Consider the following 11,400-nt stretch of genomic DNA (forward strand, 5'->3'; position numbering starts at 1 on the left):
GTGCTGAACCGGATCGGCCAGTGGAAAGGCGCTCCTCTGGCGGGGGCGCCTTTCTTCTTTGGTCCGGGTCCGCGGTGGTCCAGACCGTCGCTCCCGCCGGGCGCGTTCCTACGCGGTTCGGTCGCCGGCCAAGCCGGTGAGGAGCAAATCAGTGAGGGTGTCGACGACGGCGTCCGCGTCGGCGTCCGGGAGGGCGTAGTTCAGGGTCGACAGCATCGCGGCGATGGCGGTGCCGATCAACTCCGGGTCGCCGGGGAGTGGATGGCCGCGGTCGCGCAGGTAGGTCAGGTGGTCGCGAAGCGTCTCAGAGCGCGACGTCAGATCGTGCCACGCCCGGCCGGACGCCGGATCCGCCGCGATCATCGACTGGAACAAGGCCACCGTGACCGGCCGGTGTTCCGACATCACCGACCACGCGATAGCGAGATGCTCCCGCAGCTGCGCCCGGTCGGTCAGGTCGTGGGCAGTCTCCGGGCCCCCGTCCGCCAACCGCGCGTCCGCCGCGTTCTCCAGATCGGCCAGCAGCGCCTCGAGCAGCTCGTCCTTGCTCGCGAAATGCTCGTAGAACGACCCGGTCGACCGACCGGCCGCCGCGGTGATGTCCGTGATCTTGGTGTTCAGATAGCCGCGCTCCGCGAACAGGGAGCGCGCCGCGGTCAGCAGCGCCGCCCGGGTCTGCGCCGCCCGCTCCTTCCGGGTCGCGGGCTCCCCCTCGGCGGCGCTCCTGCGGGGCATCGTGCCGGACCCTTCGTAGACGTGGTCGATCCCCGAAAGCCTACCGAACGGCCCTGCCACATCAGCCCGTCAGCACCCACCGCGCGGCGTCCGCGATCACGTAGCCATTGGTCGCCTCGGTGCGGATCAGCACGCTCGCGCCGACCCCCGCCGCGCACGTGTAAGCACCCAGCGAAACCCATTGACCGCCATTCGCCCGCTGGTCCACGACACGGGTCGTCACGCCGCCACTGTGGACGATGTCGACCGGAACATTGCTTGCCCGGTTCGGGTCCGCGGTCCACCGCAGGTACACCGTGTACGTCCCGGCCGACGGCAGGTTCGGGCGGAAGCGCAACCGGTTCACCCCCTTGGCCGTGTTGCCGTCGTGCTCGTAGTCCGTGCCCCAGTAACCCCCGATCGACGTGCTGGACACCCACGTGCCGGCCCGCGTCACCGACGGGTCGTGGCTGTCGACCACCACCTCGCCCGGCCCCGCGGGCGGCGGCCACTGCAGCAGCTGACCATCGGCCAGCAGGCGGGCGCGCAGCGTCGAATAGGGGACCTGCTGCACCGCGGACGAGGCCGACAACGCCAGCACCGCCGCCGTCGCCGCCGACTGGCCCAGGATCATGAAGACCGGTTCCATCCGGATGGAGCCGTACGCGATATGGCTCGACGACAGGCAGACCGGCACCAGCAGGTTCGCGCACTGCGACTCGAGCGGCACGATCGACCGGTAGCTGATCCCATAAGGCCCGGGCACCCCGATCTGCACGTCGCCCTCGTTGCGGACCACTCCGCCGACCACGACGCGCTGGCAGTTGTGCGAGTCCATTGTGTAGCTGGCCAGCCCGACCGGATCCGGCACCGGCTCCTGGCCCCGGCAGTTGCGCTCCGTCATCACGTGCGCGGAGAGCATCCGGCGCGCCTCCCGCACGTACAACTGCGGGGGCCACCCGCCCGTAGCCGTGAACTCGTCCGCCGCCAGACCCCACGACGCGGTCGCGGTGCGGATCCCCGACGGCACCCGCGGGTCGTTGGCCAGGAACCACATCAGCCCCTGCTGGTACGTCCGATGGTCGGCCGCGATGCTCTCCCGCGCGGCGTACGACGCGGTCGGATAGGCATAGTTGCCACCGATGAAGTCCGTCGAGAAGGCACCGTTGTTGTTCGAGTCCGTCTTGCCGTTCCCGACCCCGTGCGTGGTGAAGAACGGCCCGTTCCACCCGGCCTGGATATACCGGAGCAGCAACTCGTAACGGACCACGTCATAGCCGGCCGGCCGAGGAAACGGGATCCGCGACGCCGCCTGCGTCAGGCACATCCGGTAGTTGTAGGCCTGGATCAGCCCGTCCCCGGACCCAGCGGGCGCGACCGGCGCGGCGGAGATGCCCGGCAACAGCCCCGAGGAAGGGCTACCGGCCACCACGTACGGCGAAACCGGGAAGTTGAACTGGTGTCCACTCCGGAGCTGAACGCCGTTGATGGTCTCCCCATACTGCGCGTTGCTCTCGCGCCCGACCGTCCAGCCAACCCCGGCCAGCGACATCAGGTCGCCCTCGTAAGACGCGTCGACGAACATCCCACCCCGGAACGCCTGCCCGTTGCCGCCCACCACCTCCACCAACCGGTTGCCGGACTTCGTGACGGACGCCAACGAGACTCCGAAGTAGACCGGCACACCGGCCTCGAGCAGCATCGCGTCGAACACCGCCCGGGCCACGTGCGGCTCGAACGTGAACCGGCCCGGCGAGGTCGGCGTCACCGGCGTCCCGGCATAGGCCGCGTGGACGCGCCGATAGAACTCGCCGGCGATCCCCCTGATGGACCCCGAAACCCCGCTGTCGGTCTGCCCGAGCCCGCCGGTGGTCAGCCCGCCCAGATGGTTCGAGGGCTCCAACACGAGCGCGCTGCGACCCATCCGCCGCGCCTGGATCGCGGCGACCAGACCACCCGAGGTGGCGCCGTAGATGACGAGATCGGCGGACACGACCGGCGCGGCGAGGGCCTGGCGGGCGAAACCGTTGGCGACGACGGCGGCGCCGCCGACCCGCAACAAGGCGCGACGAGAGATGGACGGCACGATGCTCTCCTCCCGGATCGGGGTGAGCGCGCCGCCGCTCGATATCGATGACTTTAACGCCGCGAAGGAGCCTTCTCCACTACGACGGTCGTCGATTTGATGACGGCGGTGGCGACCGAGCCGACGCGCAGGTCGAGCTCGTCGACCGCCTCCCGGCTCATCAGCGAGACGATCCGGAACGGGCCGGCCTGGATGTCGACCTGCGCCATCACACCGTCCTTGACCACCGCGGTGACGATGCCGCGCAATCGGTTTCGCGCGGACGTGTCGCCGCTCTCGGCCTGCTCGTGCTGTGCCCGCGCGAACGCGGCCAGCTCGCTGCCCTCGATCAGGCGGTGACCGTGCTCGTCGCGATCGGCGGGCAGCCGCCCGGCGTCGATCCACCGACGCACCGTGTCGGGGCTGACGCCGAGCAGCTCAGCCGCCTCGCTGATCCGAAACCGCACCACGCCGCAAGCCTAGGGCGAACCATCCCGCAACACGCCGTCGAGGCGCAGCCAACGGGTGATTCCGAGCGTGCGCAGGAACGGCAGGTCGTGGCTGGCCACCACCAGGGCACCTTGGTACGCGGCCAACGCCTCGCTGAGCTGCCGCGCGCTGGCCAGGTCGAGGTTGTTCGTCGGCTCGTCCAGCAGCAGCAACTGGGGCGCCGGCTCGGCCAGCAGCAGCGCCGCCAGCGTCGCCCGGAACCGCTCGCCGCCCGAGAGCGTGCCCACCTCCTGCTCGGCGCGGGCGCCGCGGAACAGGAACCGGGCCAGCCGCGCCCGGATCGCGTTGTCACCCGCCGCGGGCGCCAACCGCCGCACGTTGGCGACGATCGACAGCTCGTCATCGAGTACGTCGAGTCGTTGCGGCAACAACCGCACCGGCACCGGAACGTCGATCGTGCCGGCGAACTCCGGAACGCGACCGGCGATCGCCGACAGCAGCGTGGTCTTGCCCGCCCCGTTGGCGCCGACCAGCGCGATCCGCTCCGGCCCGTACACGTCGAGGCTGAGCCTGGCCCCGCCGCGCAGCGCCACCTCGCGGACGCTGAGCACCCGGCGCGCCGCGGGCACGGCGGTGGCCGGCAGGTCGACCCGGATCGTCGCGTCGTCGCGGACCGCCTCCTCGGCAGACGTGAGCCGCTCCCGCGCGCCCGCGAGCCGGTCCTCGTGCAGCCCGCGATGCTTGCCGGCGGAAACCTGCGCCTGCCGCTTGCGTTCGGCCATCACCGCCTTCGGCTCGCGCTTGTTGTCCCACATCTTCTGCCCGTAGCGGACCCGCCGCGCGAGCTTGACGTGCGCGTCGACCAGCTCGCGCTTCTGCCGCCGCACGTCGCTCTCCGCGACCCGCACGGCCCGCTGTGCGGCCTCCTGCTCGACGGCCAGCACCGATTCGTACTCGCTGAACGTGCCGCCGAACAGCCGCACCGCGCCGTCCCGCAGGTCCGCCACCTGGTCGACCAGCTCGAGCAGCTCGCGGTCGTGACTGATCGCGAGCAGCACGCCGGACCACGCGGCCACCGTCTCGTAAAGGCGGTCCCGCGCGGCGCGGTCGAGATTGTTGGTCGGCTCGTCCAGCAGGAGTACGCCCGGCCGCCGCAGCAGCTGGCCCGCGAGCCCGAGCAGCACCGCCTCGCCACCGGAGAGCGTGCCGACCGGCCGGTCCAGGCCGACGTGGCCAAGGCCAAGGCGGTCGAGCGTTTCGTGGGTACGGTCGTCGACGTCCCAGTCGTCGCCGACGGTGGAATAGAGCTCCGGGTCGGTGCCACCGCGCTCGATCGCGGCCACCGCCCGCCGGGTGTGCGCGATGCCGAGCACGTCGTCGACCGTGCGCTCGGCGTCGAGGGTCAGATCCTGCGGCAGGTAGCCCAGCACCCCCTCCACCCGGACGGTGCCCCGGGTCGGTGTGAGGGCGCCGGTGACCAGGCGCAACAGGGTGGACTTGCCGGAACCGTTGGCGCCGACGAGAGCGGTGCGGCCCGGGCCGACGACCAGGTCGAGCCCGTTGAAGACAGGCTCGCCGTCAGGCCAGGCAAAGGTGAGATCGGAAAATAGAACGGCAGGAGACATGGCGGTCCTCCAGGGTTGTCGGAAAGCGTCGACAACCTCAGATCCGCATCGGCCTGCCCCTCTCTGATCGGTTCCGAGCGACCACGGTAACCCGGCTCCACCGGTTCGCCAAGCGATTAGTCCGCGGGTCCGATATAGACGGCGCGGAGCCGCAGCGGCGTGCGCCGCTCGTACTCCTCCATCGCGTGCGCCAACCAACCCGCTATGCGGGCGATCGCGAAGATCGCCTCGCCGGACCCCGTGGGCAGCCCGGCGGCCCGCGTCAGCGTGGCGAGGGCGAAGTCGATGTTGGGTTCCGGCAGGCGCCGGCGTGCCGCCGCGGCGAGCAGCGCGTTGGCGCCGGCCAGCACCGGATGGTCCGGCGCGGCGGTGGTGATCCGGTTGAGCAGCACGCCCGCCCGGCCGTCGCCGGACTTGTAGACCGCGTGCCCGAAGCCGGGGATCCGCTCGCCGCGGCGCAGGCGCAGGCCGATCGCCTCGTCCGCGCCCGCCGGGTCCGCGACCGCGTCGAGCAGCGCCTCCGCGCCGAGCGACGCGCCGCCGTGCAGGGCGCCGCTGACCGTGGCGAGGCCGGTGGCGACCACCGCGTAGGGGTCCGCGTGGACGGACGCGGCCACCCGGGCGGCCAGCGTCGAGGCCGCCAGCTCGTGGTCGGCCAGCAGCACCAGCGCTGTGCGTACGCCGTCGACGAACCGGTCTTCCGCACCGAGCCGCGCGGCGAGCCGAGCCGCGATGCTGGTGTCCCCGGGCTCCCCGGCCGGCGGCAGGCAGTCGACGATCCCGCCGATCAGGGCGCGGCCGACGTCGACCACCGCCGCCGGGTCGAGGTTGCCGCGCAGCGGGTCGGTGGCGGCCAGCGCGGGCAGGATCGCCTGGATCCGGTCGAGCGGCAACACGTTGGGCGGCAATGCCGCGGCGGCCGCCCGCCCGGCTGCCAGCGCCGGTTCGCCGGCCCGCCAGTCGCGACGGCCGGCGGTGAACGAACCGGTCCAGAGGCCCTCGGCGACCTCCTCGAACGACGCGCCGGCAGCGAGGTCGAGCGCGTCACGGCCGCGATAGAACGGTCGGTCCGCGCCGAGCGCCGTGATGCCGGACTCGATCACCACCTCGGAGGCGCCGGTGGTCCGCCGCGGTCGGCCGCGCCGGGCCAGGCGCTCGACCTCGGTGGGGTCGAAGAGGCTCTGGCCGGCGGGGGAGCGCCGGCGGGCGAGCACGCCGCGGCTGACGTACGCGTACAGCGTGGCTGGCTTCACACCCAGCCGCTCGGCCGCCTCGGCCGCCGTCAACCAGCCCGTGAGCTGCTCCATCGCGCCTCCGTACCATCGTCCATGTTGATTTTAGTCAACATTGACTGCTCGCAACATCCGGTGTCAACCTGAGGCTATGCCACGCATTCACTTTCTCGACGTCACCAACCGCGACGGCGTCCAGACGGCTCGGACCGGGCTGTCCAAGTTCGGCAAGACGATGGTCAACTTCTACCTGGCACGGCTCGGCGTCGCGCAGTCCGAGATCGGCTTCCCATTCCTGTTCCACGAGGTGCCCTACGTCCGGGCGCAGGTCGCCCTGGCCGAGGCCGGCGCGTTCGGCGACCTGCGGCTCTCCGGCTGGACCCGGGCGGTGGCCGGCGACGTGCTCGCGTCCGCGCCGCTGGGGCTCAAGCACTACAACCTCTCGATCTCGACCAGCGACCAGATGCTGCGCAACAAGTTCCGCGGCAAGTTCGACCGGGCCGCCGTGATCGCGGAGATGGTCGCCGCCGTGCGCGCCGCTAAGGCGTCCGGCGTCGAAACGGTCGGTGTCAACGCCGAGGACGGCTCACGCACCGACTTCGCGTTCCTCACCGAGTTCGCGCTGGCCGCCAAGGAGGCGGGCGCGGACCGGGTCCGCTACTGCGACACGATCGGCGGCGAGACGCCGGGGCGGATCGGGGAGCGGTTCGCCAAGCTGGCCAGCGCGGTCGGCATGCCGGTCGAGACCCATTGCCACAACGACCTCGGCATGGCCGTCGCCAACTCCGTCGCCGGTGCGCTCGGGGACCTTGACGCCGGGCAGGACGCCTGGATCAACACATGTGTCAACGGGATCGGCGAGCGATCGGGCAACGCCGACCTGGTCTCGACGATCCTCGCGCTGCGCAACGGCTTCGGCGTGGCCGACGAGGTGGAGATCGGCGATCCGCTGGATCTCTCGTGGGCCCGCCGGTTCGCGTTCTGGGCCGCGTACGCCTTCGGCCAGCCGTTGCCCATCAACCAGCCGGGGGTCGGGCGCAACGCCTTCGCGCACGAGTCCGGCATCCACGCGGACGGCGCGCTCAAGGACCACCGCAACTACGAGTTGTACGACGAGGACGTGCTCGGGCCCTATCCGGAGGACTGGCACGCGCGCGCCGGCCGGGTCGTGCTGACCGGGGAGTACGGCGGGATGGCCGGCTTCCGGCACGTCATGGACGGGCTCGGCGTCGCGGTGAGCGAGCCGGAGTTGACCTTCAAGCTCGTGCAGCTCTGCAACGCGGCGACCGGCCGGCCCCTCACCGACGACGAGCTGCGGCTCATCGCGGCGTACCCGCATCAGCTGGCCCTGCTCTACCCCGGCCACCTCGCGTAACCGAAAGTGTCGGTGGGGTCCGATACCGTCTATGGGTCATGGGGACCCGGGTGGGCGAGACGGTCATTGGGCGGGAGCATCCCGCCGCGGTGCTGCGTGCCGAGATCGACCGGGTGACCGAGAGCCACGGCGGGCTGGTCCTGGTCACCGGCGAGGCCGGGATCGGCAAGACCACGCTCGTGACCGGCGCGGTCGACGAGGCCCGGGCGCGCGGCGTGACGGTGATCGGCGGGCGCTGCTGGGATTCGGAGAGCGCGCCGGGCTACTGGCCCTGGGTGCAGGCGTTGCGGGGGCTGCGCCGGCAATCCGACCCGGAGGTCTGGGCCGCGATCCAGGAGGCGGGCGGCGGCGCGCTGGCGGTCCTGCTCGGCAAGACCTCGGACCCTGACGACGAGGCGTTCACGCTCTACGACGAGGTCACCGCCGCGCTGGTCGCCGCGTCGCAGGACGCGCCGGTCATGGTGGTCTTCGACGACCTGCACTGGGCCGACGCGGCCTCGCTGCGGCTGCTCGAGTTCGCGGCGCAGCACACCTGGTTCGAGCGGCTGCTGTTGATCGGCACCTACCGCGACGTCGAGGTCGAGTCGACCGCGCACCCGCTGCGGCCGTTGCTCCTGCCGCTGCAGGCCAAGGCCACGACGGTCACGCTGACCGGGCTCGAGCCGCCCGACGTCGGCACGCTGATCGAGCGCGTCGCCGGTCGGCCGGCCGACGCCGATCTGGTCGCCGAGGTGCACCGGCGCACGGGCGGCAACCCGTTCTTCGTCGAGCAGACCGCGCGGCTGTGGCGGGCCGACGGCTCATTGACGGCAATTCCGCCTGGCGTACGCGACACCGTCCGGCGACGGCTCGACCTCCTGCCGACCGCGCTGGTCGAGCTGCTGACCGCGGCGTCGGTGCTCGGGCACGAGTTCCACCGGCAGCTGCTGGCCGCGGTCGTCGCCGCCCCGGTGCCGCAGGTCGACCGCCTGCTCGACCAGGCGATCGCGGCGCGGCTCGTGGTCGGCCGGGGCGGCGGGCGGTTCGCGTTCGGTCACGACCTGGTCCGCGAGACGCTCTATGACGCGCTGCCCGACGAGGCGCGACGCGCGCGGCACGCGGCTGTGGTGCTCGCCGTCTCGGACAACCCGGCCTTGCGGAGCCGGTTGTTCCCGGCCGACCTGGCGCGGCACGCCTACGCGGCGGGCGACGCGGTGCCGGCGGGGTTGGCGGTCGACCACCTGGTGGCGGCCGCCCGCGACGCGTCGGGCCGGCTGGCGCCGGAAGAGGCGCACAACCACTTCCGCCGGGCGCTGGAACGGGCGGCCGACGACCCGGCGCGGCGGGTGATCCTGCACCTCGACCTCGCGACGGAGCTGTTCCACGGCATCACCCGCGAAGAGGCGTGGTCCCAGATCTCGCTGGCAGCTTCGGTGGCGCGCTCACTGGACGATCCGGGCGCGCTGGCCCGGGTCGCGCTGGTCGCCGAGCGGCACCGCGGCCCGCGCAGCAGCCGGGGTCCGGAGATCGAAGCCCTGCTCCGCGAGGCGCACGCCCGCTTCGTCGGCGCCGGCGACGACCCCGACCTGCCGCGCGAGCGCCTGGTCGCCGACCTGATCGCCCGGACGGAGATGGTGGCCCGAGCCGACCACAACGACGAGGCGCTGGCGTTCAGCCTGTGGACCCGGCACGACTCGATCTGGGGCCTGGGCTCCGCCCACGAACGCGCGGCGCTGATGGCCGAGATGGAAACGGTGGCGCGCCGCAGCAACGACTGGCAGTCAGCGGCCTTCGCGGCGTCGCTGCGCTGGGTGGCGCTGCTGGAGATGGGCGACCCGGCTTACTACGAGCAGTTGCAGGCGCTGCACGTGATGACCGAGCAGGTCGACCTGGCCATGGCCCGGATGATGTCGAACATCGACCGCAGCATCATCGCGACCCTGCGCGGCGACTTCGCCGAAGCGGTCACGCTGCAGCGCGACCTGTCCGCGTTCATCGACGGGGCGCAGGACGAGAACGCCTACATGGGCCAACACCTGCGGTGGGCGCTGCTGATGCTGCGCGGCCGCTTCGCCGAGGCGGCCCGCTTGCTCGAGGTCCGCGAAACCGCGCACGCGCCCTACTACCCGCTGGTCACGGCCTTGACCGCGGTCGCACAGGGCGACCCGGGTCCGGGGTTGCGGCACCTGGCTGACGTCGACGCCAGCGACCGGTCCTACAAGCGCTGGATGGAGCCGCTTTATCTGCGGCTGGTCGCGGAGCTGGCGGTGCTGACACGTGATCCGGACCTGTGCGCCCAGGCCCGGGCGGCGTTCGAGCCGCATCGGGGTGAGTGGCTGGTCGCGCTCTACGGGTGCGACATCAGCGGGCCGGTGGAGCTGTGGCTGGCCCGCGTTGAGGCGGCGGAAGAGCGGTGGGACGAGGCGGAGGAGGGCTTCATCCGCGCGGAGCGCGGCGCTGGTGCGCTGGGGGCGCGACCGTGGTCGGTCCTGGCCCGCTTGGGCCTGGCTGCGGCGTTGCTGGCCCGCGGCAAGCCTGCGGGGGAGCTGTTGTCCGAAGTGGAGCGCGAGGCCGCGGCGCTGGACATGCCCCATGTGGCGGACGAGGCGCGAGCCCTGGCGACCCGCCCTAGCGAGCTGGCGGCCCCGCCGGCCCGAGTCCGGCACCCAGGCGTCGAGCGAGATGGTGCCTCGAACCGTGTGCAATTCAGGGCCGATCCGGCGGCGGGCGTTGGTGCGAATCAGCCTGGTCCGCCGGTGGGGGGTCATAGAGACGGGCGCGGCGGCGCTGAGACCGAAGCCAACCACCGGTACACGGACCCGGATAGCCCCGGCCATGGTGGCGGGCGACCCAACGGCGGCGATGGTCTCGATCCGGCCACCGCCGGCAACGATGGAGTGAGCCGAGGCGCCGGCGCCGGCGTGGATGACACGGCGGCGGGTGCAATGGCTGCCGAGTTCCGGCGCGAGGGGGACGTGTGGCGGCTGGCGTTCGCCGGCCGGGTCGTGCACCTGCCCGACGCCAAGGGCCTACGCGACCTCCATGAGCTGTTGAGCCACCCCGGCGCGGACATCGCGGCCGTGGTGCTGCTGGACCCGGCCGCAGGCCCGGAACTCCTGGCGGCGCGCCGCATGGGCAGCGACCCGGTCCTCGACGAGGAGGCCAAGACCCGCTACAAACGTCGCCTGAGCGAGCTCGACGAGGCCATCGACCTGGCCGCCGATCGCGGCGACACCGGCAGGCTGGCCGCGTTCGACGCGGAGCGTCGGGCCCTGATCGACGAGCTACGCGCCGCGGCGGGTCTTGGCGGCCGCACACGCAACCTGGGCGACGAGGCCGAACGGGCCCGTAAGACGGTGACGGCCCGGATCCGCGACACGCTACGCAAGATCGACGAACGCCACCCGGACCTGGCCCGCCACCTCCGCGACGCGGTCTCGACCGGGTCCACGTGCCGCTACTCGCCGTCCGACCGCACCAGTTGGCGGCTTTGACCAAGGCCGCTTGGCCAGCCGCAGCACGGCCATCCTCGCTGCCCGTCAAAGTTCGTGGTGGCCGCGGTCGGCGGCCAGAGCAAGGTCCGGTCGATTCGGTGACGGCGGCACGGCGGGGCGTGGCGCCTCCGTGGGCCGCGCGCACCCACGCACGACGCGCCGCTAACGATGACGCCGTGGGACCGCGACGATTTCCGCGAGCGGTTCACTGCCGCTTGCTGCCTGCCTATATCCCGAGCCTCCCTCCGGCGATCGACCGCTGACTCACACCCACTTCATCGGAACGAACAAGGCTTATGGTTCGCCCGGGAGGCGACCAATGCCGATTCTCGCGGGCGGGTCGCGGTGAAGTGCCGCGGCCCTGTGACCGCCCGCCAGGCTCGCAGGCAAGTCGCAGGCCGCGCCACTCAAGAACCCGCGGGCCCGCGACCGCCTGACAGCCCGGCGGCAAGTCGTGGGTCGCGGC

Annotated in this window: 7 protein-coding genes; 2 read left to right on the top strand and 5 right to left on the bottom strand. The window is 72.2% G+C overall.

The genetic code is table 11. The annotated features are described in order from the left end of the window. Positions 1–108: 108 nt before the first annotated feature. From AB0H87_RS29790 to AB0H87_RS29810, 5 genes are all read right to left on the bottom strand, one after another. On the bottom strand, positions 109–735 hold the full coding sequence (locus AB0H87_RS29790; protein WP_360152848.1) for a TetR family transcriptional regulator: 627 nt from the start codon (positions 733–735) through the stop codon (positions 109–111). A gap of 61 nt (positions 736–796) precedes the next feature. Further along, positions 797–2,800 (bottom strand): FAD-dependent oxidoreductase, encoded by a 2,004-nt coding sequence (locus AB0H87_RS29795; protein WP_360152851.1) that lies wholly within the window; start codon positions 2,798–2,800, stop codon positions 797–799. Positions 2,801–2,853: 53 nt separating this feature from the next. Next, positions 2,854–3,249, bottom strand: a complete 396-nt coding sequence (locus AB0H87_RS29800) for a TOBE domain-containing protein (protein ID WP_360152854.1) — start codon at positions 3,247–3,249, stop codon at positions 2,854–2,856. Between the two features lie 9 nt (positions 3,250–3,258). After that, a complete protein-coding gene (locus AB0H87_RS29805) occupies positions 3,259–4,854 on the bottom strand; it encodes an ATP-binding cassette domain-containing protein (protein WP_360152857.1) in 1,596 nt (531 codons plus the stop codon). A gap of 116 nt (positions 4,855–4,970) precedes the next feature. Then, the gene (locus AB0H87_RS29810; protein WP_360152860.1) at positions 4,971–6,161 is read right to left on the bottom strand and encodes a citrate synthase; all 1,191 of its coding nucleotides are present in this window, start codon (positions 6,159–6,161) and stop codon (positions 4,971–4,973) included. A gap of 76 nt (positions 6,162–6,237) precedes the next feature. Between AB0H87_RS29810 and AB0H87_RS29815 the strand changes: the two genes are divergently transcribed. Beyond that, positions 6,238–7,461: a hypothetical protein gene (locus tag AB0H87_RS29815; protein WP_360152863.1), complete on the top strand. Its 1,224-nt coding sequence runs from the start codon at positions 6,238–6,240 to the stop codon at positions 7,459–7,461. 38 nt (positions 7,462–7,499) lie between these two features. Then, positions 7,500–10,934 (top strand): AAA family ATPase, encoded by a 3,435-nt coding sequence (locus AB0H87_RS29820; protein ID WP_360152866.1) that lies wholly within the window; start codon positions 7,500–7,502, stop codon positions 10,932–10,934. Positions 10,935–11,400 lie beyond the last annotated feature (466 nt).

Source organism: Asanoa sp. NPDC050611, assembly GCF_040654855.1.
GTDB lineage: Bacteria > Actinomycetota > Actinomycetes > Mycobacteriales > Micromonosporaceae > Asanoa.

Excerpts from the sequence above, each read along its gene's own strand:
- AB0H87_RS29790 (WP_360152848.1), bottom strand. The coding sequence starts at position 735 with ATGCCCCGCAGGAGCGCCGCCGAGGGGGAGCCCGCGACCCGGAAGGAG.
- AB0H87_RS29805 (WP_360152857.1), bottom strand. The coding sequence starts at position 4,854 with ATGTCTCCTGCCGTTCTATTTTCCGATCTCACCTTTGCCTGGCCTGAC.
- AB0H87_RS29810 (WP_360152860.1), bottom strand. The coding sequence starts at position 6,161 with ATGGAGCAGCTCACGGGCTGGTTGACGGCGGCCGAGGCGGCCGAGCGG.
- AB0H87_RS29815 (WP_360152863.1), top strand. The coding sequence starts at position 6,238 with ATGCCACGCATTCACTTTCTCGACGTCACCAACCGCGACGGCGTCCAG.
- AB0H87_RS29820 (WP_360152866.1), top strand. The coding sequence starts at position 7,500 with ATGGGGACCCGGGTGGGCGAGACGGTCATTGGGCGGGAGCATCCCGCC.